Origin of the sequence: Halobacterium hubeiense (assembly GCF_001488575.1) — an archaeon.
GTDB lineage: Archaea > Halobacteriota > Halobacteria > Halobacteriales > Halobacteriaceae > Halobacterium > Halobacterium hubeiense.
This window is the reverse complement of record NZ_LN831302.1, coordinates 1,866,143-1,887,136: the sequence shown is the minus strand read 5'-3', so window position 1 is coordinate 1,887,136 and position 20,994 is coordinate 1,866,143. Positions and strand designations below refer to the sequence as shown.

Genomic DNA, 20,994 nt, shown 5'->3' with positions numbered 1-20,994 from the left:
GGCCGTCAGCGTCGGCCGGTCGTCGCTCCCGTCCCCGGGACTCGGCCCGGCTGTCGGTGTGGTCGCCGCAGACTGCGGTCCAGAGACTACGAGGCGCCATCTCCGCGGATACGAGAAAAATTTTCTACGTAACGTACTGTAGAGGATTACAGTAACATTTAACCCAGGTTGGTAGGCACGTGGTAGTAAGATGTCGTCACGTTCGGCGCTCGGTTGGGGAATCGTCTTCGTCGTCCTCGTCGCACTCGCCATTCCGTGGTTCCTGTGGAACGACGCCTCGATGGTCGCCGGCCTCCCCGTCTGGGTGTGGTGGCACGTCGGCTGGATGGTCGTCACGACGGCGGCGTTCGCCGCGTTCGCGCGCCGCGACTGGGGGACGTTCGCGGGGGTGGCGAAATGAGCGCGCTGCTGGAAATCGGCATCGTCGCGGCGTACATGGTTGTCGCGCTCGCCGTCGGCGCGGTCGCCTACCGGGTCACGGACCAGACCGCCGAGGACTACTACCTCGCGGGCCGCGGCCTCGGGACCGGCGTGTTGCTGTTCACGACGTTCGCGACGCTGCTGTCGGCGTTCACGTTCTTCGGCGGCCCGAACACCGCGTTCTCCTCCGGCCCCGAGTGGATCCTCGTGATGGGGCTGATGGACGGCGTGCTGTTCGGCCTGCTGTGGTACCTGCTGGGCTACCGCCAGTGGCTGCTCGGCCGCGCGCGCGGCTACGTCACGCTCGGCGAGATGCTCGGGGACCGCTTCGGCTCGAAGACGCTGCGGGGACTGGTCGCGGCCGTCAGCATCTTCTGGCTGTTCCCGTACGTGATGCTCCAGCAGGTCGGCGCCGGCACCGCGCTCGAAGCGCTCACGAACGGGACGGTCCCGTACTGGGCCGGCGCGGGCTTCATCACGCTGTTCATGATTGCGTACGTCGTGCTGTCGGGGATGCGCGGCGTCGCGTGGACGGACACCCTGCAGGGCGTGTTCATGCTGTCGATGGTGTGGCTGGCGTTCGCGTGGATCGCGAGCGCGCTCGCCGCCGAACCCGGCGGCATCGGCGCGGCGATGCCCGCGGAGTTCCGCGCGCTCGGCGGCGGCGTCTACTCGCCGCAGTGGATGCTCTCGCAAGCCATCGGCATCGCGTTCGGCGTGACGATGTTCCCGCAGGTGAACCAGCGGTTCTTCGTCGGGAAGTCCGAGAAAGTCCTGAAGCGCACGTTCGCGCTGTGGCCCGTGCTGGTCGTGCTCCTGTTCGTCCCGGCGTTCCTGCTCGGGTCGTGGGCGCAGGGCGTCGGGCTCGCGATGCCCGATGGCGGGAACATCCTTCCCGTGCTGCTCGCCGAGTACACGCCCGGCTGGTTCGCCGCGCTCCTCGTCGCCGGCGCGCTCGCCGCGATGATGAGCTCCTCGGACTCGATGCTCCTCTCGGGCGCGTCGTACTTCACGCGGGACCTCTACCGGCCGTTCGTGAACGCCGACGCCAGCGAGACCTACGAGAACAAGCTCGGCCGCATCGGCGTGGTCGTCTTCGCCTCGGCGACGTTCGTCGCGAGCCTGTTCACGCCCGGCACGCTCGTCTCCATCGGGGAGACGGCGTTCGGCGGGTTCGCCCAGCTCGCGCTCCCGGTCGGCGTCGCGCTCTACTGGCGCAACACCACGCGCTCGGGGATGCTCGCCGGCATCGGCGGCAGCCAGCTGTTCTACCTCCTGACGGTGTTCGGCCCCACGGTGTACGTCGGCGGCGTCCCCGTGTTCGCGGACGCCTACTGGGGCTGGCTTCCCTCCGTCGTCGGCATGGCTATCGGCCTCGTGCTCACGGTCGGCGTCTCCGCGGTGACCGCACAGGCCACCAGCGAGGACGCTAGCGTCTACTTCGAGGCCGCCGACTAGCTACCAGTCCGCGAGCCGCTCGCGGACCCACTCGCGGTGCTCGCGGAGGCGCTTGGCTCCCGCCTCCGTGAGCAGCAGGCGGTCGTGGACGCCGTCGCGCTCGCGCTCGAGTATCCCGGCGTCCTCGAGCTTGTTGACCGCGCCGTTGAACCGCTTCGGGCGGATGCGCTCGTCGTTCTTCCGCTCTATCGTGCGCTTGACCGACTGCTGGGTGGGGTCGCCCTCGCTGGCGACCACCACGCAGACGTCGCGGCGCAGCCCCGACGACAGCCACTTGCTCATGGCCGCGTGTTCGCGCGAGCCGGGCAAATCGCTGGCGGTTGGCAGTGTCCGGGGAAATACAGAAGTCGGATGGCCCCACATGTTCGGGCATGAACGAGGCCGAACTGGGCGCGGTCCTCGACCACGAGACCGCCACCGAGCGCGTCGAGGCCGGCGCGCTCCCCGAGTGGGCGCAACGGCACTTCGAGAACTTCACGGCGTCCGTGACCGGCGAACGCGACGGCGAGCCGTTCCCGTGCTTCTTCGGGAAGGCGTCCGTCGAGGAGGGACGGCCCCTGTACGCGTTCGTGGACTCGATGACCCACCCGGACGCGCTGTTCGCGCTCCGGGACGCGCTCCTCGAATTTCTGGACGTCTACGAGGACCACGGCGACCGCGTGAGCTTCGCGGTGTTCTTCAAGCCGCCCGCGGAGTCGCTGAACGAGGCGCGGTGGCACGAGCACTTCTGGCACGTCCTCCAGTTCCTCCACGTCGAAGACCCGGAGCCGTGGCCCGAGGACATCCCGACTGACCCCGACGACCCCTACTGGGAGTTCTGTTTCGGCGGCGAGCCCATCTTCCCGACCGCCCGCGCGCCGTTCTACGACACCCGGCAGAGCCGGAAGTGTCCGGTCGGTCTCGAAGTGACGTTCCAGCCGCGGACCATCTTCGAGGGCATCACCGGCGACACCGACGCCGGCCAGCAGGCCCGCGACCGCATCCGCAGCCGGCTGGAGGACTACGACGACGCCGCGTGCCCGCACGCCGACCTCGGCGAGTGGGGCAACGACGGCGACCGAGAGTGGCCCCAGTACCTCCTCAGCGAAGACGACGAGCAGGCGCCGGAGACGTGCCCGCTGAAGGTGACGGCGTGACCGCGGACGCCGCTCCCGTCCTCCTGCTCGTGGACTTCCAGACGGGCTTCGACGACCCCGCGTACGGCGCGCGTAACAACCCCGACGCGGAAGCGAACGCCGCCCGACTGCTGGCGGCGTGGCGCGAGCGCGGCGACCCCGTCGTCCACGTCCGCCACGACTCTACGGAGCCCGACAGCCCGCTGCGCGCCGACGAACCCGGGTTCGCGTGGAAGCCCGAGACCGAGCCCCGCGACGACGAACCGGTCTTCACGAAGCGCGTCAACAGCGCGTTCGTCGGCACCGGCCTCGAATCGTGGCTGCGCGAGCGCGGCCACGACGAACTCGTCGTCTGCGGGCTGACGACCGACCACTGCGTCTCCACGACGACGCGAATGGCCGAGAATCTCGGTTTCGACGTTTCGGTGGTCGCGGACGCCACGGCGACCTTCCAGCGGGAGACCCACGACGGCGATGTCATCGACGCCGCCGCCAACCACCGCGCGGCGCTCGCCCACCTCCGCGGCGAGTTCGCGGACGTCGTGACGACCGACGACCGCTGCTAGCTCGCATCGACGCCGCCGAGGAGGAAGCCGCCGAACGCCAGCACCCACGCGAGCCCGAGGTACGCCACCCAGCGTTCGAGCCCGCCGATGCCCAGCGGGGTGCCGCCGCCCAGTGAGACGAATGCGACGAACGCCGCGAGTTCGGCGACGCCAAGCGCGGCGGAGACGTACCGCATCGGCCCGCGGACGGTCGCCGCGGCGGCGAGTGCGGACAGCCCGAGCCCGCCGAACGCGACGAACGCCGCGACGTAGTGCAGCGCGCCCGTCTGCGTCGGGAACACCCCGACGCCGACGACGCCCACGCCGGTGACCGCGAAGACGCCCGGGAACAGCGGCCGCTCGTACACGCTCCCGAGCGCGTACGCCGTGAACGCGACCAGCAGCCCCGAGAGCACCATCGTCGCGTTGAACGTCGTCTGCGAGGCCGCCGGCGCGCTCGCCGCGCCGAGCGCGCTTATCCTCTGGTCGGCGGCGCTGTACCCCGGGTAGAGCGCCTCCGCCGCGACGAACCCCAGTATCGTGAGCGCGCCGCCGCCGACGAGTGCGGTGCCAGCGAGCGCGCGAGCGCGACCCGTCTCCATGCTCGCCGCATCGGCGTCGCCCGGCAAGTAAGTACGCCCCGCCGCGGTAGCCTTTTCAGCGGGATTGCCCAAGACTCGGGCATGCAGACGCACGTCGTCCCGGTCGGCTTCGACTACGACCGGCTCATCGCGCCGCTCGTGCGCGAACAGCTTTCCGTGGACCGCGTCGTCCTCCTGGAGGGCGCGGTCGGCAGCGAGGCGAACGTCGAGTACAGCCAGCGCATCTCCCAGAAGCTCGAAGACGACTTCCGGAACCTCCTCGGCGCCGAGACCGAGCGCGTCTCCGTCGCCGACGTCTACGACTACGACGACGCCTTCGAGCAGGCCTACGACCTCATCGAGGACGAACTCGACGCCGACCCCGACGGCGAGGTGTGGGTGAACATCGCGTCGATGCCCCGCACCGTCTCGTTCGCGTTCGCGACCGCCGCCCACTCTATCATGGTCGAGCGCCCCGGGGACCGCGAGCGCATCCACACCTACTACACCGCTCCCGAGAAGTACCTCGAAACCGAGCTCGCGGAGGAACTGCGCGCGAGCGCGGACCTCCTCGAAGCCGTCGCGGACGGCGACGTCGACGAGGCCGACGTGCGCGACCAACTGGACGACGCCCGCGACCTGCTCGCGGAGTTCGACGAGCGCGGCACCACCATCGGCGCGAAGGAAATCGACGGCAGCCACGTCGTCGAACTCCCCGTCGCCTCCTTCTCGAACGTCAAACCGTTCGAGGAGCTCATCCTGTTCACGCTCGGCGACCACGGCGAGTTCGACTCCGTCAGCGACCTCGCGAAGACCGTCGCCGCCGACCTCAACGAGGAGTACACGGACAGCTTCCGCTCGAAAGTCACGTACACCGTGGACAAGCTCGGCCCCGGCGGCAAGGGGTATGTTGAGCGTGAAGAACACGGGAAGTCGTATCGCACGCGGCTGTCGCGAATCGGCGAACTCTGGGTGCGCGCGCACCGCAACGACGACTAGGTCGAACGGTACTTCTGGTTGGGCACGCTGCTGACTGTTTCCTCGCTACTCACTGAAAGCCCTCGGCGCTCCTCGCCCTTTCAATCCGCCAGGGGTCGGCTGTACGGGCCGCTACAGCCCGAAGCCGGCGTGGTCCTCCGGCGGCGAAATCGGGCTCTTGGGCGGGTCGTCGGGGAGTTCGACGTCGTTGTAGGCGCCGGGTGCGACGTCGTTCGGGCCGGCGGGGTAGAAGAGGCCGGCGAGTTCCTGAATCTGGCCGCGGCCCACGGAGAGTTCGAACTGGCCGCCGCCGTAGAGCGCGACGTCGCGCTCGAACGTCCACTCCAGGGTCTCGAACAGCGACTCGAGCGTGCCGAACCGGGAGGGCTTGACGTTCAGCCAGCGCACGTCGAAGGGCACGCCGAGCACGTCGTCGAGGCTGTGAATGGGGGCGTCCCACGCGAGGCGGTCGGCGTGGTCGGCGACGACCTCCCGGGTGGCGTCTGTGACCGCGGGGTCCTCGACGGTGGCGTCGGGGAACGTCTCGAAGACGCGCTCGTAGAGGTCGGGGTCCGGGGACTGGTCGACGTCGGTGCCCTCGTAGTGGCCCTTGAGGTCGAGCACGCGGACGGCGTCGGTGTCGGCGAGGTACGCGAACGTCTCCTCGGGCCACTCGGTGGTCGGGTCGAGTTTGAGTTCGGCGTCCGGGTAGCGCGCCAGCAGCGTCTCCACGCGCGAGGTGTCGCTCTCGGGGAGCCGGCTGCTGACGACGAAGCGCACGGGGTCCAGCGTCCGGTCGAGGCGGTCGGCGAGCGTCTCGCCGGCCTGCCGGAGCGCCAAGTCGAGCGCGGCGGCCTCGAACCCCCAGCGCCGGTAGTTCCGGAACGCCTCGCGCTCGGGGTCGTCGTCGGGCCAGAGGTCCACGTCGTCGAGGCGCGCGGAGAACTCCGCGAGAGCGTACTCGCCCGCGAGGTCGAACGCTTCGCCCTCGGGTGTTTCCGCCTCGTGTTCCTGCAGCGCGTCGTGGTGGGCCGTCTCGTAGGTGACGTCCTCGCCGCGGCCCGTCTCGCCGGCCCCGAACAGCGAGACGACCGTCGTCGCGCGCGTGAACGCCGGCGTCTCGCGCTCCACGCGGTCGAGCGCGACGCCGTCGACTCGCACTGGGAGGTCGGCAATCTCGTCGTACACGGACAGACGGACGGGCGGCGAACGGAAAAAGCCGCAGGCGTCAGTCCGCGAGCCGGGCTTCGAGGGTCTTCACACGCGTCGCGAGCGCGAGGAACGTCGCGAGGAGCGTGAGCGCGACCGCGCCGGCGGCGGCGAGGTCGTGGGCGGGAATCGCGTGGCCGACGCCCGCGACGACCTCCGCGCGCAGGAGCGTGTGGTGGGGGCCGCCAGCCACGGAGACGAAGTAGTCCACGACGTCGTTGAAGCCGTACCACGCCGCGGCGACGGCGACCGCGCCCACAGAGAACTTGGCGTAGCGGTGAATCACGAACGCCTCGATGGCCATCCCGAGGTGGCTCAGAATTAGGAACCAGTACATCACCCACCAGAGGTCGCCCTGCCCGTTCACGACCAGCTGGACGAACGGCGTCCACAGCCCGAGCTTGATACAGCCGAAGAACGCCAGCGCGTGCAGCCAGTCCGCCTCGAAGTCGAGCTTGTACGCGGCCAGCGACAGCCCGATGAACAGCGTCGCGACCGGGCTGTCGGGGACGACCGGCCACGCCAGTATCGGCGTGGCTTCGAACTGCACGCGGTAGTACCAGAACCCGAACGCGGTGCCCGCGAGGTTGATTGCGACGATGACCCACGCCAGCCGGAGCGCGAGGTCCTCCAGCCGGCCGGGCAGCGGCGCGAGATACCACGGCAGGTCCGAACGGGACGGCAGCGACATGTCCGGGGCGTCGCGGGACCGCCGCATAGCTCTGACGGAACGACCGGGCTACCGGCCGAACAGCCGCTGGAGGATGCCGCGGTCGGTCGCGCGCTCCGCGAGAATCATCGACGTCTCCACGTCCTGCACGACGTCGTAGTGGAGGGCGTTCCGCGCGAGGCGCGCCAGCAGGCCCTGCGAGGTCGCGCCAATCAACAGCAGCGTGTGGTCGCCGCACTCGCCGGCGATGGCGGACTCGACGTCGCCGGAGTCGTCGACGCGGAACGTCGCGTCCTCGAGGCCGTGTTCGGCCGCCCAGTCGGCGAGGAACTGCTCGCCGGCCTCGTGGTCGTCGGGGCCGTCCACGATGCGCAGGAGCGTGACCTCCGAGCCGGCGGTCTGCCGGAGCGTGCGCGCGACCTCCGCGTTCAGGTCGGCGTGGGGGTTGTCCACGACCGGGAGCAGGATGCGGGAGGCGTCGAGCCCGCGGTCCCGGAACACGAGGACGTCCGACGGCAGCCGGTTCGTGAGCTCGTCCAGCGGGCGCTCCGCGCGGCCGTTCGACCAGAGGCGGTCGTCGCCCCAGCCCATCACCATGAGGTCCGCGCGCTTGCGCTTCGCGACGTCGAACAGCTCCTCGAACGAGCGGTGCGAGACCACCGTCGACGTCTCGCAGGGGACGTCGTAGCCGGCCGCGAGCTCGCGGATGTCGCCCATCAGCTCGTCGGAGTTCTCGACGATGCGCTCGTGCTGGTCCACCCGGTAGCCGCTCGGCGTCCGGTCGGGCATCTGGACGATGTGGACGACGTGGACGCTCGCGCCGGGCTTCTGACTGGCGAGCGTGCACGCCAGTTCCACGAGGTTCGTCTCCGTGCGCGGGTTCGAGATGGGGACGACGATGCGGTACTCGTCGGCTTCCGCGAGCGCCCCCTCGGTGTGGTCGATGAGCGGGACGTACGACCGGCCGACGAGGCCGCCGAACAGCCACTCGCGGACGGAGAGCTGGCGGTCGGAGCCCTCGAAGCGCGCGGACGCGAGCCGGTGTTCGGTCGTCTGGAAGTAGTTCACGACGGTGACGAGGACGACGCCGCCGATGGTGTTCCCGAGCAACACGGGGAGCACGAACTCCCAGAGGCCGGTCGCCACCGACAGCGACCCCTGGAAGACGAGGTACATCATCTCCGTGAACGAGACGACGGAGTGGTAGAGGCCGCCGAGCGGAATCGCGAGGAACGCGACGTAGACGACGACCATCCGGGAGATGGTGTCGCGGGCGGCGTACTCCACCCAGACGACGCCGGCGACGACCAGCCCCGCGAACGCCGCCTTCGAGAACAGGCTCCACCACGCCGTCGCGACGCCCTTCTCCCCGAGGTACATGGCGTACTCGGCGGCCTCCGGGGAGATGACGCTGCCGAACGCCAGCGCCGCCGCGCCGAGCGCGCCGCCGAGGAAGTTCCCCGCGAGCACGACCGACCAGTTCCGCAACAGCGCGGGGACGCTCGCGAGCCGCTCCAGCGTCAGCGCCACCGGCGGGAGCGTGTTCTCGGTGTACAGCTGGTAGCCGCCGATGATGATGTAGATGAACCCCAGAGGGTACAGCAGCGCGCTCAGGATGGGGTCGCCGCCTGTCGTCGCCGACAGCGAGACGTACAGCATGAACGTGATGGTGATGGCGAACCCGGCCGCGAGCGCGCTGAAGAACAGCTCGCGGCTGCCCGAGGTAATCTCCTCGTCGGCGGCCGCGATGATGCGCTGGAAGATTTCGTTCGACGTGAAGCGGTCGCGGACGACCGAGCCGACCGCTGGCGCGCCGCTTCGCGAGCGCTCGATGGCCTCGCGGACCGACTCCTCGGGGTCGGGCGCGTCCGCGGACGCCAAGTCCGCGTTCTGTTCGGGCGGGTCTGCGTCCGGTCCGGGCGGCGCGCCGGTGTCGTCTCCGTCGGTCATTGTCGGTGCGTCGGCGGCGGCTCCCTAATCGTTTGCCATCACGGCAGCCGCGGGCCGCCGCCGCGGCGGGCGTTCCGCAACCAACCCAATTAAGCGGCGGCGCCCGCAACACCCACGTATGGCTACCGAGACCGACCTGGAGGACTTGCGGCGCGGCAGCGACCTCGTGAAACGCGGGTTCGCGAAGATGCAGAAGGGCGGCGTCATCATGGACGTGGTGAACGCCGAGCAGGCCAAAATCGCCGAGGAGGCCGGTGCGGTCGCCGTGATGTCCCTCGAAGCGGTGCCGGCGGACATCCGCAAGCGCGGCGGCGTCGCGCGGATGGCCGACCCCGCCGACGTCCAGGAGATCATCGACGCCGTCTCCATCCCGGTGATGGGGAAGTCCCGCATCGGTCACACGAAGGAGGCCGAGATTCTGGAGGCCGTCGGCGTGGACATGATCGACGAGTCGGAGGTGCTGACGCCCGCCGACGACAAGTACCACATCGACAAGCGCGAGTTCACGTCGCCGTTCGTCTGCGGCGCGCGCAACCTCGGCGAGGCGCTCCGGCGCATCGACGAGGGCGCGGCGATGATTCGCACGAAGGGCGAGGCCGGCACGGGCGACGTAAATCAGGCCGTCCACCACCAGCGCACCATCAAGAGCGCCATCCGCGAGCTGGAAGGGATGACCTACGAGGAGCGCGAGCACTACGCCCGCGACATCGAGGCGCCCGCGGAGCTCGTCCACGAGACCGCCGAGATGGGGCGGCTCCCGGTCGTGAACTTCGCGGCGGGCGGCATCGCGACGCCCGCCGACGCCGCCCTGATGATGCACCACGAGTGCGACGGCATCTTCGTCGGCTCGGGCATCTTCGGCGCGGAGGACCCCGAGGCGATGGGCCGCGCCATCGTCGACGCCGTGAACAACTGGGACGACCCCCAGCGCCTCGCCGAAATCTCCGCGAACATCGGCTCGGGCATGAAGGGCGAGGCGAACGTCGATCTCCCCGAGGAGGAGCAGCTGCAGGGCCGCGGGAACTGACGGCTCGCCGCCGCTGCGGTTCGGTCGTCTCGTTTTGCGAGTGGACGCGCTGGTGAGCCGCGGGGTCGTGCCGAAACGGCCATCAGTCCCCGGTCGGTTGTGGTGGACGTTCGATGGTCCGCACGCCGAGCACGTACGTCGACTACCGGGTGAGCGTCGCCTACGTCGGGACCGTCCTCAAGTACATCGGCGTGACGCCGCTGTTCCCGCTCGTGCTGGCGCTCTACTACGGGGAGGACCCCGTCCCGTTCGCCGCCGGGGCCGCCGTCATGGTCGGCGTCGGCGCGCTGCTGGAACAGGTACGCACCGACGAGGAGCTCGGGAACCGGGAGGCGTTCCTGCTCGTGAGCCTCGCGTGGCTCGTCGTCCCGCTCGTCGGGACGGTCCCGTACCTGGTCGCCGGGACAGGCACCGTCGCGAGTCCCGTCGATGCCCTCTTCGAGAGCATGAGCGGGTTCACGACGACGGGTGCGACCGTCCTCGGGGAGATATCCGTCGAGAAGCACGGCCACGCGATGCTGATGTGGCGCCAGCTCACGCAGTGGCTCGGCGGCATGGGCATCCTCGTGCTGATGGTCGCCATCCTGCCGAAGCTCTCGGTCGGCGGCGCGCAGGTCATCAACCAGGAGGCGCCCGGGCTCTCGTTGGAGAAGCTGACGCCGCGGATTCAGGAGACGGCGCGCGCCCTGTGGGTCATCTACGCGGGGTGTACGGTGCTGGCGGCGGTGGTCTACTACGCGCTCAACGTGGTCGGCGTCGCGCCGAACATGGACCTCTACAACGCGGTCGCGCACGCGCTCACGACGCTCCCCACCGGCGGCTTCTCCCCGGAGGGCCGCAGCGTCGAGGCGTTCGCGCCCGTCGTGCAGTGGGCGTTCGTGCCGTTCATGCTCGTCGCCGGGACGAACTTCGCGCTGTTCTGGTACGTCCTCAAGGGTGAGCCCCGCCGGCTCACCGACAACACGGAGTTCCGGTCGTACCTGCTTGCCGTCGCCGGCTTCGGCGCGGTCGTCTCGGCCGTCCTGTTCGCGGGCGTCGGCATCGCGGAGACGCCGACGAACGTGGGCGCCATCGCGGGGAACGTCGAGAACGCGCTCCGACAGGGCGTGTTCCAGGTCGTCGCCGTCGTGACGACGACCGGGTACGCGAGCATGGACGTCAACAACTGGGACGCCTCCGCGCAGACGATTCTGCTGTTCGCGTACTTCCTCGGCGGCTCGGCGGGGTCGGCGGCCGGCTCCATCAAGATCGTGCGCTGGGTGCTGGTCAAGCGCGCCATCGGCCGGTCGCTGTTCACGGCCGTCCACCCCGAGGCGGTGAAGGCGATACGGCTGGAGGACGAGGTCGTCGACGAGGACACGATTCGGGACGTCTTCGCGTTCGTGCTGTTGTTCCTCGGACTGTTCGCGGTCTCGACGATGCTGCTCTACCTCGACAGCTTCCGCACGCCGAAGGTGACGCTGTCCGGGCTGGACGCGATGAGCGTCGCCATCGCGACGCTGGGGAACGTCGGCCCGGGCTTCGGCGTCGTCGGCCCGATGGAGAGCTTCCGGCTGTTCTCGGACCTGGGGAAGCTCTACATGGTCTTCCTGATGTGGATTGGCCGCCTCGAAGTGCTGTCTGTGCTGGTCGTGTTCACGCCGTCGTTCTGGAAGCGCTGACCCTAGTGGTCGGCGCTGGGGTCAGAAGCCCCCGTACCGGATGTAGACCATCGTGGCGACGACCACGAACTGGAAGGCGCCCTGCACGCCGCCGAGTTTGGCGTTGCGCATGCCGATGTCGGCGATGAGTTGGGTGTCGGGGTCGTCGGAGGTCATCTGCTGGTACATCCGGACCTCCCCGGGCATCAGCACGCCGAAGCCGAGGACGTTGAGGACGGCGACGATGGCGAGCGCGACGACGAAGACGGGTTCCGTCCACCCGAACTCCGGCAGGGTGGCCGCGAGGAACGCGAGCGACCCGACGAGCACGACGCCGAACCACGCCTGCCACCGCCAGTCGCGGAAGGCGTCGAACTGCCAGCCGACGAGCAGCAGCGTCGGGACGAGCGCGGCGAACGTGAAGAGCGCGAGCCAGACGTGGGCGTGCTCGAAGAGCGCGGGCAGGCGGAGCGCGAGCGTGATGCCGCTGGCGACGGTGACCGCCGCCAGCGACGGCAGCAGGAACGACGTCTTCGGGGTGAGCCGCCGGAAGACGTTCGCGCGCTGTTCGACGTCGAGGCCGCCGAGGACGGGGCCGAGCACGAGGGCGATGAAGACGTCGATGCCGGTCCAGAGGACGCCGGTGAGGACGTGGACGTACGTGTGGTGGACGACGCCCGCGAACGCGGTGGCGTAGACGAGCGCGAGCACGGAGACGCCGACGACGCCGACCGCGAACGCGGGGTTCGCGCGCTCGGCGAGGCCGCGTATCGTTCCGCGGACGCTCATGCGACCACCTCCGGGCCGCTCGGAGTCGGGAGTCGATGCGTGCTGGGTGTCACCTGTCGGTACCGCACACCGGCCACGTTTCAATCACGTATCATAATCGTTACGCAGGCCGCGAAGGGGTGTGGTGAGCGCGCGCACGCCGCGCGCCGTCCACGAATGTCCGATTTTCACCCCCGAATCGGCGAACGACCCGGACGTTCGGACATTCACACCCTTCCTGTGGGTAATTCCCCTAATATCTCCTTTGACGTACTGACGTCCTGCGATTGTTCCGGTTCCGGTCGAACGATGATGTAGGATCCTCGCGCGCAAGTATCTGTCAGGGGGAAACACGTAAATAGTCGGGGCTCCGCGACAGTGGTACGATGTCTCACAACGAGGCGCCCGGTGCAAGTCCGGGGGAACGAGTTCTTCCAGGGCACGTTAGCCCAACGTAACGAATTCGACACGGTACGAATCTTCGACACGACGCTGCGTGACGGCGAGCAGACGCCACGGACCTCATTCAGCTACGACGACAAGCGCGCCATAGCGGCCGCGCTCGACGACGCGAACGTCGACGTCATCGAGGCCGGGTTCCCGGCCAACAGCGAGCAGGAGGCCGAGGCGGTCGCCGACATCGCGGCTTCGACAGACGCCACCACGTGCGGGCTCGCCCGCGTCGTGGAGTCCGACGTCGAGGCGGCGATAGACGCCGGCGTGGGGATGATCCACGTCTTCGCGTCCACCAGCGACGTCCAGATCGAAGACTCGATGCACAGCACGCGCGAGGACGTCGTCGCGCGCTCGGTCGCCGCGGTCGAGCAGGCCGCCGCGTCCGGCGCCGAAGTGATGTTCTCGCCGATGGACGCCACGCGCACCGACCCCCAGTTCCTCGCCGAAATCGTCGAAGCCGTCGACGAGGTCGGCGTGGACTGGATCAACATCCCGGACACCTGCGGCGTCGGCACGCCCAAGCGGTTCGGCGAGCTCGTCGAGTACGTCGGCCAGCACACCGACGCGCGCATCGACGTGCACACGCACGACGACTTCGGGCTGGCGACCGCCAACGCCCTGACGGGCGTGGAGTACGGCGCCGACCAGATGCAGGTGTCGGTCAACGGCATCGGCGAGCGCGCCGGCAACGCCGCCTTCGAGGAGGTCGTGATGGCCGCCGAGAGCCTGTACGGCGCCGACACCGGCGTCGACACGACCGCCATCACGGACCTCTCGAAGCTGGTCTCCGAGCGCTCGTCGGTCCCGGTCCCAGTGAACAAGCCCGTGGTCGGCGCGCACGCGTTCGCCCACGAGTCGGGCATCCACGCGGCGGGCGTCATCGAGAACAGCGAGACGTTCGAGCCGGGCGTGATGACCCCCGAGATGGTGGGGGCCGAGCGCGAGGTCGTGCTCGGGAAGCACACGGGCACGCACGCCGTCCGCGACCACCTCGAAGACGCCGGGTTCGCCCCGACGGACGAGGAGGTACGCGAAGTAACCAAGAAGGTGAAAGCCCACGCCGGCGACGACGAAGTCGTCACCGACGCCGTCCTCCGCGCGTTCGCGGGCGAGGTCGGCATCGACCGGGAGACGGAGGAGGTGACGGCGTAATGGCCGCCGACAAGCATTGCGCTCCCAGCAACGGCTTTATCGGTCGCGCCCGACTCTCGGGCCACGATGCTGCCCGACGCCACACGCGCGGTCTTTCTCGCGGGCAGCGGTGCGCTCGTCGGTATCGTAGGGGCGTAAGCTCCCCTACTATCACTTCTCCACGAACCGACCCGACTCACCACCAACCGACAGCCACCGCAGCATCCGCAATGACACAGTCCACGCACACCACACCGCGGGAGGGGTATCGATGACAGACCACCGCGCAGTGACCGAGCCCGGCGACGCCGAGCCGGACGCCGAAAGCGAGGCGACCGAAGCCGACGGAGTCGACGCCGAAGCGGTCGAGACGCCGAAGCGAACGGGCGCGGAGTCCGTCGTCGCGTCGCTGGAGACGGCGGGCGTCGAGACGGTGTTCGGCGTGCAGGGCGGCGCCATCATGCCCGTCTACGACGCGCTGTACGACTCCGAGCTGGAGCACGTGACGATGGCGCACGAGCAGGGCGCCGCACACGCCGCCGACGCGTACGGCGCGGTCAGCGGCGACCCCGGCGTCTGCATGGCGACCTCGGGCCCGGGCGCGACGAACCTCGTGACCGGGCTCGCGGACGCCGACATGGACTCCGAGCCCGTCGTCGCGCTGACCGGTCAGGTCCCCACGGAACTCGTCGGGAACGACGCGTTCCAGGAGACCGACACCGTCGGCGTCACCACGCCCATCACGAAGTCGAACTACTTCGCGTCCAGCCCGGACAGCGTCGGCGAGGACGTGAGCACGGCGTTCGCGCTCGCGAACCACGGCCGACAGGGGCCGACGGTCGTCGACCTGCCGAAGGACGTCACGACCGGCGAGACCGACGTCGACCCCGTCGAGCCCAAGGTTCCAGGCACCGTCGACGTGCAGACGCGCGCGGACGACGAGAAGGTCGCGGCCGCCGCGCAGACCATCGTGGACGCCGACGAGCCCGTGATTCTCGCGGGCGGCGGCGTCGTCAAGGGCGACGCCACCGAGGAGCTGTACGCGTTCGCGACCGAGCACGAGATTCCGGTCGTGACGACGATGCCGGGCATCGGCGCGTTCCCCGAGGACCACGACCTCGCGCTGGAGATGGCGGGGATGCACGGCACCGGCTACGCGAACATGGCAATCACGCTGACCGACTGCCTGCTGGCGGTCGGCACGCGCTTCGACGACCGCCTCACGGGCGGCGTCGACTCGTTCGCGCCGGACGCCGACGTCGTCCACGTGGACATCGACCCCGCCGAGATTTCGAAGAACGTCGAGGCCGACCACCCGCTCATCGGCGACGCCGGCACCGTCCTCGACCAGTTGGACGAGGCGATGCCGGGCTCGCCGGAGACAGGCGAGTGGGTCGAGCAGTGCCGCGAGTGGAAGCAGGAGTACCGCCTCGACTACGCGGCGCCCGAGGACGAACCGCTGAAACCCCAGTACGTCGTGGAGGCCGTCGACGAGGCGACCGACCGCGACACCGTGGTCACGACCGGCGTCGGCCAACACCAGATGTGGGCGTGCCAGTTCTGGACGTACACGGAGCCGCGGACGTGGGTGTCCTCCCACGGCCTCGGCGCGATGGGGTACGGGCTGCCGTCGGCCATCGGCGCGCGCGTCGCCGCCGACGACGACCAGTCAGTCGTCTGCTTCGACGGCGACGGGTCGTTCCTGATGACGTGTCAGGAGCTGGTCGTCGCGGTCCGCGAGCAGATGGACATCACCGTCTTCATCCTGAACAACGAGGCCATCGGGATGGTCCGCCAGTGGCAGGACGCGTTCTTCGAGGGCCGCCGGATGGCCTCCGAGTACCCGTGGGTGCCGAAGTTCGACACGCTCGCGGAGGCGTTCGGCGCCGACGGCTTCCGCATCGAGGGCTACGACGACGCCCCCGAGGTCATCGAGGAAGCGCTGGCCACCGACGGTCCCGCCGTGGTCGACGTCTACATCGACCCGACCGAGGACGTCTACCCGATGGTTCCCTCGGGCGGCGACAACGGCCAGTTCGCGCTCACGGAGGACCACCTATGAGCGAGCGAGACGCCGAGCGAGAGGGCCTGCCGGGACCGGCCCCGGAGGACCGCCCGCGGCCCGAGGGCCGCCGGAACTCCCAGGGCATCCGCGTCGACCCCGAAGTGGAGGCCGAACACCCGCCGCGCCGGACCGTCATCTCCGCGCTCGTCGAACACGAGCCGGGCGTGCTCGCGCGCGTCTCCGGGCTGTTCAGCCGGCGGCAGTTCAACATCGAGTCGCTGACCGTCGCGGACACCCAGAACGACGACTGGGCGCGCATCACGGTCGTCGTCGAGGAGCCCGACCCCGGCATCGACCAAGTGGAGAAACAGCTAGAGAAGGTCGTTCCCGTCATCCACGTCCGCGAACTCGAGGACGACGCGGTGGCCCGCGAGCTCGTGGTGGTGAAAGTCGACGCCGACCGCCCCCACGAGGTCCACGCCATCACGGAGATGTACAACGGGAAGACCCTCGACGCCGGCCCGCGGACGATTACCGTGGAGCTGACCGGCGACGAACAGAAGATCAACGACGCCATCGACGCCTACCGGCAGTTCGGCATCCGGGAGATCGCCCGGACCGGGCAGACGGCGCTGGCGCGTGGCGAGACCAAGACAGCAGTCGTTCCAGACCACCTCAAATGACAGCAGCAGACGAAGACTTCACGCAGCCAGTGTACAACGAATCGGACGTCGAGCGCCGCTACATCGACGACAAGACCGTCGCCGTCCTCGGCTACGGCAGTCAGGGCCACGCCCACGCCCAGAACCTCGCGGACAGCGGGGTGGACGTGGTCGTCGGTCTCCGCGAGGGCTCGTCGTCGCGGTCCGCGGCGGAAGCCGACGGCCTGCGCGTCGCGACCCCGAAGCAGGCCGCCCGGGAGGCGGACGTCGTCTCCGTGCTCGTGCCGGACACCGTACAGCCGTCCGTCTTCGAGGCCATCGAGCCGGAGCTGGACGCCGGCGACACGCTCCAGTTCGCGCACGGGTTCAACATCCACTACGGACAGATCGAGCCGCCGGAGGACGTGGACGTGACGATGATTGCGCCGAAGTCCCCGGGCCACCTCGTGCGCCGGAACTACGAGGCCGACGAGGGCACGCCCGCGCTGCTGGCGGTCTACCAGGACGCCACGGGCGACGCCCGCGACGAGGCGCTGGCGTACGCCGACGGCATCGGCTGCACGCGCGCCGGCGTCCTCGAGACGACGTTCCAGGAGGAGACCGAGTCCGACCTGTTCGGCGAGCAGGCCGTCCTCTGCGGCGGCGTCACCAGCCTCGTCAAGCACGGCTACGAGACGCTCGTGGACAACGGCTACAGCCCCGAGATGGCGTACTTCGAGGTGCTGAACGAGCTGAAGCTCATCGTGGACCTGATGTACGAGGGCGGGAACACCGAGATGTGGGACTCCGTCTCTGACACCGCCGAGTACGGCGGGCTGACGCGCGGCGACGAAATCGTCGACGAGGACGTCCGCGAGAACATGGAGGAGGTCCTCGAAGAGGTCCAGAACGGCGAGTTCGCCCGCGAGTGGATCGCGGAGAACCAGGCGGGCCGGCCGTCGTACCGCCAGCGCCGGCAGGCCGAACAGAACCACGACATCGAGGCGGTCGGCGAGCGCCTGCGCGGCCTGTTCGCGTGGGCCGACGAGCCCGAAGTCGAGCAGGAGCCGGAGGTGTCCGCTGATGACTGAGCAGACGCTCGCGGACGTCAGCCAGCGCAACCCCGAAGCGCCCGACGGCGTCGGCTCGGTGTTCCGACGCGGGCCGGTGGTCGCCGCAGACGGAGGTAAACGTGAGGCGACCGAAGAACAGACGATGAAAGACGTCGACCAGACGCCGCCGGCCGAGGACGAGGGCGCCAACCCCGTCTGGGAGCGCGGCGGCGAACCCGTAGCCGACGAGGACGGACGCGATGAGTGAGAACACGCTCTACGACAAGGTCTGGGACCGCCACGAGGTCACGGAGCTGCCGACCGGGCAGACCCAGCTGTTCGTCGGCCTCCACCTCATCCACGAGGTGACGAGCCCGCAGGCGTTCGGGATGCTCAAGGAGCGCGACCTCGACGTCGCGTACCCCGGGCGCACGTACGCGACCGTGGACCACATCGTCCCGACCGCCGACCAGTCGCGCCCCTACAGCGACGACGCGGCCGAGGAGATGATGAGCGAACTGGAGGAGAACGTGCGCGCGGCGAACATCGACTTCGCCGACCCGACGACCGGCCGGCAGGGCATCGTGCACGTAGTCGGCCCGGAGCAGGGGCTCACCCAGCCCGGGATGACCATCGTCTGTGGGGACTCCCACACGGCGACCCACGGCGCGTTCGGCGCGCTCGCGTTCGGCATCGGCACCTCCCAGATTCGGGACGTGCTGGCGACCGGCTGCGTCGCCATGGAGAAGCAGAAAGTGCGTCGCATCGAGGTCACTGGCGAACTCGACGACGGCGTGACGCCGAAGGACGTCATCCTGCAGGTCATCCGGAAGCTCGGTACCGACGGCGGCGTCGGCTACGTCTACGAGTACGGCGGTGAGGCAATCGAGGACATGGACATGGCCGGTCGGATGAGCATCTGCAACATGTCCATCGAGGGCGGCGCTCGCGCGGGCTACGTCAACCCCGACGAGACCACCTACGAGTACCTCGAAGGCCGCGACCGCGTCCCCGACGGCGAGGAGTTCGAGGAGCTCAAGCGCTACTGGGAGTCCATCGCCTCCGACGCGGACGCCGAGTACGACGACGTCGTGGAAATCGACGGCGACGCGCTCGAACCCACGGTCACGTGGGGGACGACGCCCGGCCAGGGCATCGGCATCTCCGAGGAGATTCCCGCGCCCGAGGACCTGCCCGCGGACAAGCAGGACAGCGCGCGCGCCGCGCAGGAACACATGGACGTCGAGCCCGGCGACACGATGGCGGGCTACCCCATCGACGTGGCGTTCCTCGGGAGCTGCACGAACGCGCGCCTGCCGGACCTCCGGGAGGCCGCGGAGGTCGTGAAGGGCCACGAGGTCCACGACTCCGTGCGCGCGATGGTCGTGCCGGGCAGCCAGCGCGTCAAAGCCGCCGCCGAAGCCGAGGGCCTCGACGAGGTGTTCGAGGACGCCGGCTTCGACTGGCGCGGCGCCGGCTGTTCGATGTGTCTCGGGATGAACGAGGACCAGCTAGTCGGCGACGAGCGGTGCGCGTCCTCGTCGAACCGGAACTTCGTCGGCCGGCAGGGCTCCAAGGACGGCCGCACCGTCCTGATGAGCCCGCCGATGGTCGCCGCGGCCGCCATCACCGGCGAGGTCACGGACGTCCGCGAACTGGAGCGCTTCGAGGAGGTGCGCGCATGAGCGACGAAGGACCCGCGGAGACCGTGAAACAGGTCTCGGGCACGGGCGTCCCCGTGCGCGGGAACGACATCGACACGGACCAGATCATCCCCGCGCGGTTCATGAAGGTCGTCACGTTCGACGGCCTCGGGGAGTTCGCGTTCTTCGACGTGCGGTTCGACGACGACGACAACCCCAAGGAGCACCCGTTCAACGAGGACCACTTCCAGGGCGCCTCGGTTCTGACGGTGAACGCGAACTTCGGCTGTGGCTCCTCCCGCGAGCACGCGCCGCAGGCGCTGATGCGGTGGGGCATCGACGCCATCGTCGGCGAGTCGTTCGCCGAGATTTTCGCGGGGAACTGCCTCGCGCTCGGCATCCCCACCGTCACCGCCGACCAGGAGGACGTCGAAGCCCTGCAGGAGTTCATCGACGAGCACCCCGACGCGGAAATCGAGGTGGACGTCGTCAACGAGGAGGTCCGGTACGGCGACACGGTCATCGACGCGGAGGTCGACGACGCCCAGCGGCGCGCGCTCGTCGACGGCGTCTGGGACACGACCGCGCTGATGGGCGCGAACGCCGACACCGTGCGCGAAACCGCCGAGAGTCTCCCCTACACGGATGTCTGAGGAGATTGCGGTCATCCCCGGCGACGGCATCGGGCAGGAGGTCGTGCCCGTCGCGGTGGACGTCCTCGACGCGGTCGGGGACTTCGAGTTCGTGCACGCCGACGCCGGCGACGCGGTGAAAGCAGAGACCGGGACCGCCCTCCCGGCGGAGACGCGCGAAGCGGTCGAAGCCGCGGATGCCACGCTGTTCGGCGCCGCCGGCGAGACGGCCGCGGACGTCATTCTGCCGCTTCGCTCGGCGGTGGAGTCGTTCGTGAACATCCGCCCGGCTCGCGCGTACCCGGGCGTGGACGCGCTCCGCCCGGAGACCGACGTGGTGTTCCTCCGGGAGAACACGGAGGGCGTCTACGCGGGCCACGAGGACGACCTCAGCGACGACCTCTCGACGCTCACCCGGGTCGTCACGTCGTCGGCGTCCCGGCGGCTCGCGGAGTTCGCCTGCGAGTTCGTCGAGGCGGGCCGCGGCCCCGACGGCACCGAGGGGTTCACGGTCACCCACAAGGCGAACGTGATGCGGAAGACCGACGGCCGGTTCCGCGACGCCGTGGTCTCCGTGGCCGACGAGCGCGGCGTCGAGACCGACGAGGAGCTGATGGACGCGTTCGCGACGCGGCTTCCGCTGTATCCCGACGACTACGACGTGGTCGTCTGCCCGAACCTCGCGGGCGACGTGCTCTCGGACCTCGCCGCGGGCCTCGTCGGCGGCCTCGGCCTGCTGCCGTCGGCGAACGTCGGCGAGGAGCGCGGGCTGTTCGAGCCCGTCCACGGCACCGCCCCGGACATCGCCGGACAGGGCGTGGCCAACCCCGGCGCGACCGTGCTGTCGGCGGCGATGCTGCTGGAGTTCCTCGGCTACGACGAGGACGGCCAGCGCGTCCGCGACGCCGTCGAGGGCGTGCTCGCGGACGGCCCGCGGACGCCCGATCTCGGCGGCGACGCGACCACCGAGCAGGTCGGCGACGCGATTATCGACCGGCTGTAGGGCCGCTTCCCGCTTCTCTCCGCTCGTTCCGCCGCCCAGCCGCGGCCACGAAGCCGTGCTGCTCAGTGTC

General features: G+C 69.6%; 21 protein-coding genes. 15 read left to right on the top strand and 6 right to left on the bottom strand.

Annotation, left to right across the window (positions count from 1 at the left end; genetic code table 11):
* Nucleotides 1-190: 190 nt before the first annotated feature.
* Both HHUB_RS09905 and HHUB_RS09900 read left to right on the top strand, forming a co-directional pair.
* Nucleotides 191-400 carry a DUF3311 domain-containing protein gene (locus HHUB_RS09905; RefSeq protein ID WP_059057455.1) on the top strand — a complete coding sequence of 70 codons (210 nt, stop codon included), beginning with the start codon at nt 191-193 and terminating at the stop codon, nt 398-400.
* Entirely contained in the window at nt 397-1,878 is a 1,482-nt protein-coding gene (locus HHUB_RS09900) for a sodium:solute symporter family protein (RefSeq protein ID WP_059057454.1), read from the top strand. Before HHUB_RS09905 ends, HHUB_RS09900 begins: the two co-directional genes overlap by 4 nt.
* Here HHUB_RS09900 and HHUB_RS09895 read toward each other — a convergent pair whose 3' ends face one another.
* Complete coding sequence (locus HHUB_RS09895) at nt 1,879-2,160, bottom strand: hypothetical protein (protein ID WP_059057453.1); 282 nt, start codon at nt 2,158-2,160, stop codon at nt 1,879-1,881.
* A gap of 89 nt (nt 2,161-2,249) precedes the next feature.
* Here HHUB_RS09895 and HHUB_RS09890 point away from each other — a divergent pair, with 89 nt between their 5' ends.
* Together HHUB_RS09890 and HHUB_RS09885 are read left to right on the top strand one after the other, a co-directional pair.
* Nucleotides 2,250-3,014 carry a YqcI/YcgG family protein gene (locus HHUB_RS09890; protein WP_059057452.1) on the top strand — a complete coding sequence of 255 codons (765 nt, stop codon included), beginning with the start codon at nt 2,250-2,252 and terminating at the stop codon, nt 3,012-3,014.
* Entirely contained in the window at nt 2,990-3,559 is a 570-nt protein-coding gene (locus HHUB_RS09885) for a cysteine hydrolase family protein (protein ID WP_238323951.1), read from the top strand. The genes HHUB_RS09890 and HHUB_RS09885 overlap by 25 nt, the downstream gene beginning before the upstream one ends.
* On the opposite strand, the gene HHUB_RS09880 is transcribed toward HHUB_RS09885, so the two are convergent.
* Nucleotides 3,556-4,140: a DUF998 domain-containing protein gene (locus HHUB_RS09880; protein WP_059057451.1), complete on the bottom strand. Its 585-nt coding sequence runs from the start codon at nt 4,138-4,140 to the stop codon at nt 3,556-3,558. The two genes, HHUB_RS09885 and HHUB_RS09880, sit on opposite strands and share 4 nt — an antisense overlap.
* A gap of 81 nt (nt 4,141-4,221) precedes the next feature.
* Between HHUB_RS09880 and HHUB_RS09875 the strand changes: the two genes are divergently transcribed.
* Nucleotides 4,222-5,118 carry an HFX_2341 family transcriptional regulator gene (locus HHUB_RS09875; protein ID WP_059057450.1) on the top strand — a complete coding sequence of 299 codons (897 nt, stop codon included), beginning with the start codon at nt 4,222-4,224 and terminating at the stop codon, nt 5,116-5,118.
* Nucleotides 5,119-5,229: 111 nt separating this feature from the next.
* Here HHUB_RS09875 and HHUB_RS09870 read toward each other — a convergent pair whose 3' ends face one another.
* The 3 genes from HHUB_RS09870 to HHUB_RS09860 are packed head-to-tail and all read right to left on the bottom strand — an operon-like array spanning nt 5,230 to nt 8,857.
* Nucleotides 5,230-6,291, bottom strand: a complete 1,062-nt coding sequence (locus HHUB_RS09870; RefSeq protein WP_059057449.1) for a hypothetical protein — start codon at nt 6,289-6,291, stop codon at nt 5,230-5,232.
* A 34-nt stretch (nt 6,292-6,325) separates the two neighbouring features.
* Nucleotides 6,326-6,997 (bottom strand): DUF1405 domain-containing protein, encoded by a 672-nt coding sequence (locus HHUB_RS09865; protein WP_082687228.1) that lies wholly within the window; start codon nt 6,995-6,997, stop codon nt 6,326-6,328.
* A 48-nt stretch (nt 6,998-7,045) separates the two neighbouring features.
* Nucleotides 7,046-8,857, bottom strand: coding sequence for a formate/nitrite transporter family protein (locus tag HHUB_RS09860; protein WP_059058268.1), 1,812 nt, complete (start codon nt 8,855-8,857; stop codon nt 7,046-7,048).
* 187 nt (nt 8,858-9,044) lie between these two features.
* Here HHUB_RS09860 and pdxS point away from each other — a divergent pair, with 187 nt between their 5' ends.
* Nucleotides 9,045-9,953 (top strand): pyridoxal 5'-phosphate synthase lyase subunit PdxS, encoded by a 909-nt coding sequence (gene pdxS, locus HHUB_RS09855; protein WP_059057447.1) that lies wholly within the window; start codon nt 9,045-9,047, stop codon nt 9,951-9,953.
* 113 nt (nt 9,954-10,066) lie between these two features.
* On the top strand, nt 10,067-11,614 hold the full coding sequence (locus HHUB_RS09850) for a TrkH family potassium uptake protein (protein ID WP_059057446.1): 1,548 nt from the start codon (nt 10,067-10,069) through the stop codon (nt 11,612-11,614).
* A 21-nt stretch (nt 11,615-11,635) separates the two neighbouring features.
* On the opposite strand, the gene HHUB_RS09845 is transcribed toward HHUB_RS09850, so the two are convergent.
* Nucleotides 11,636-12,382 carry a hypothetical protein gene (locus tag HHUB_RS09845; RefSeq protein ID WP_059057445.1) on the bottom strand — a complete coding sequence of 249 codons (747 nt, stop codon included), beginning with the start codon at nt 12,380-12,382 and terminating at the stop codon, nt 11,636-11,638.
* A gap of 387 nt (nt 12,383-12,769) precedes the next feature.
* Between HHUB_RS09845 and HHUB_RS09840 the strand changes: the two genes are divergently transcribed.
* The 8 genes from HHUB_RS09840 to HHUB_RS09805 all read left to right on the top strand — a co-directional run bounded on the left by HHUB_RS09840 (nt 12,770) and on the right by HHUB_RS09805 (nt 20,924).
* Entirely contained in the window at nt 12,770-13,969 is a 1,200-nt protein-coding gene (locus HHUB_RS09840; protein WP_082687226.1) for a LeuA family protein, read from the top strand.
* A gap of 250 nt (nt 13,970-14,219) precedes the next feature.
* Nucleotides 14,220-16,010 (top strand): biosynthetic-type acetolactate synthase large subunit, encoded by a 1,791-nt coding sequence (gene ilvB, locus HHUB_RS09835; RefSeq protein ID WP_059057443.1) that lies wholly within the window; start codon nt 14,220-14,222, stop codon nt 16,008-16,010.
* Nucleotides 16,007-16,636 (top strand): acetolactate synthase small subunit, encoded by a 630-nt coding sequence (gene ilvN, locus HHUB_RS09830; protein ID WP_059057442.1) that lies wholly within the window; start codon nt 16,007-16,009, stop codon nt 16,634-16,636. Before ilvB ends, ilvN begins: the two co-directional genes overlap by 4 nt.
* Nucleotides 16,633-17,685, top strand: a complete 1,053-nt coding sequence (gene ilvC / locus HHUB_RS09825; protein ID WP_059057441.1) for a ketol-acid reductoisomerase — start codon at nt 16,633-16,635, stop codon at nt 17,683-17,685. Before ilvN ends, ilvC begins: the two co-directional genes overlap by 4 nt.
* A complete protein-coding gene (locus HHUB_RS09820) occupies nt 17,678-17,914 on the top strand; it encodes a hypothetical protein (RefSeq protein ID WP_059057440.1) in 237 nt (78 codons plus the stop codon). Before ilvC ends, HHUB_RS09820 begins: the two co-directional genes overlap by 8 nt.
* Entirely contained in the window at nt 17,907-19,331 is a 1,425-nt protein-coding gene (leuC, locus tag HHUB_RS09815; RefSeq protein WP_059057439.1) for a 3-isopropylmalate dehydratase large subunit, read from the top strand. The genes HHUB_RS09820 and leuC overlap by 8 nt, the downstream gene beginning before the upstream one ends.
* Complete coding sequence (gene leuD, locus HHUB_RS09810) at nt 19,328-19,942, top strand: 3-isopropylmalate dehydratase small subunit (RefSeq protein ID WP_059057438.1); 615 nt, start codon at nt 19,328-19,330, stop codon at nt 19,940-19,942. Before leuC ends, leuD begins: the two co-directional genes overlap by 4 nt.
* Nucleotides 19,935-20,924, top strand: a complete 990-nt coding sequence (locus HHUB_RS09805; RefSeq protein ID WP_059057437.1) for an isocitrate/isopropylmalate dehydrogenase family protein — start codon at nt 19,935-19,937, stop codon at nt 20,922-20,924. Before leuD ends, HHUB_RS09805 begins: the two co-directional genes overlap by 8 nt.
* Nucleotides 20,925-20,994 lie beyond the last annotated feature (70 nt).

Excerpts from the sequence above, each read along its gene's own strand:
- HHUB_RS09905 (WP_059057455.1), top strand. The coding sequence starts at position 191 with ATGTCGTCACGTTCGGCGCTCGGTTGGGGAATCGTCTTCGTCGTCCTC.
- ilvN (WP_059057442.1), top strand. The coding sequence starts at position 16,007 with ATGAGCGAGCGAGACGCCGAGCGAGAGGGCCTGCCGGGACCGGCCCCG.
- HHUB_RS09890 (WP_059057452.1), top strand. The coding sequence starts at position 2,250 with ATGAACGAGGCCGAACTGGGCGCGGTCCTCGACCACGAGACCGCCACC.
- HHUB_RS09865 (WP_082687228.1), bottom strand. The coding sequence starts at position 6,997 with ATGTCGCTGCCGTCCCGTTCGGACCTGCCGTGGTATCTCGCGCCGCTG.
- HHUB_RS09820 (WP_059057440.1), top strand. The coding sequence starts at position 17,678 with ATGACTGAGCAGACGCTCGCGGACGTCAGCCAGCGCAACCCCGAAGCG.
- HHUB_RS09895 (WP_059057453.1), bottom strand. The coding sequence starts at position 2,160 with ATGAGCAAGTGGCTGTCGTCGGGGCTGCGCCGCGACGTCTGCGTGGTG.
- HHUB_RS09805 (WP_059057437.1), top strand. The coding sequence starts at position 19,935 with ATGTCTGAGGAGATTGCGGTCATCCCCGGCGACGGCATCGGGCAGGAG.
- leuD (WP_059057438.1), top strand. The coding sequence starts at position 19,328 with ATGAGCGACGAAGGACCCGCGGAGACCGTGAAACAGGTCTCGGGCACG.
- HHUB_RS09875 (WP_059057450.1), top strand. The coding sequence starts at position 4,222 with ATGCAGACGCACGTCGTCCCGGTCGGCTTCGACTACGACCGGCTCATC.
- leuC (WP_059057439.1), top strand. The coding sequence starts at position 17,907 with ATGAGTGAGAACACGCTCTACGACAAGGTCTGGGACCGCCACGAGGTC.
- HHUB_RS09900 (WP_059057454.1), top strand. The coding sequence starts at position 397 with ATGAGCGCGCTGCTGGAAATCGGCATCGTCGCGGCGTACATGGTTGTC.
- pdxS (WP_059057447.1), top strand. The coding sequence starts at position 9,045 with ATGGCTACCGAGACCGACCTGGAGGACTTGCGGCGCGGCAGCGACCTC.
- HHUB_RS09845 (WP_059057445.1), bottom strand. The coding sequence starts at position 12,382 with ATGAGCGTCCGCGGAACGATACGCGGCCTCGCCGAGCGCGCGAACCCC.
- HHUB_RS09850 (WP_059057446.1), top strand. The coding sequence starts at position 10,067 with ATGGTCCGCACGCCGAGCACGTACGTCGACTACCGGGTGAGCGTCGCC.
- HHUB_RS09880 (WP_059057451.1), bottom strand. The coding sequence starts at position 4,140 with ATGGAGACGGGTCGCGCTCGCGCGCTCGCTGGCACCGCACTCGTCGGC.
- ilvB (WP_059057443.1), top strand. The coding sequence starts at position 14,220 with ATGACAGACCACCGCGCAGTGACCGAGCCCGGCGACGCCGAGCCGGAC.
- ilvC (WP_059057441.1), top strand. The coding sequence starts at position 16,633 with ATGACAGCAGCAGACGAAGACTTCACGCAGCCAGTGTACAACGAATCG.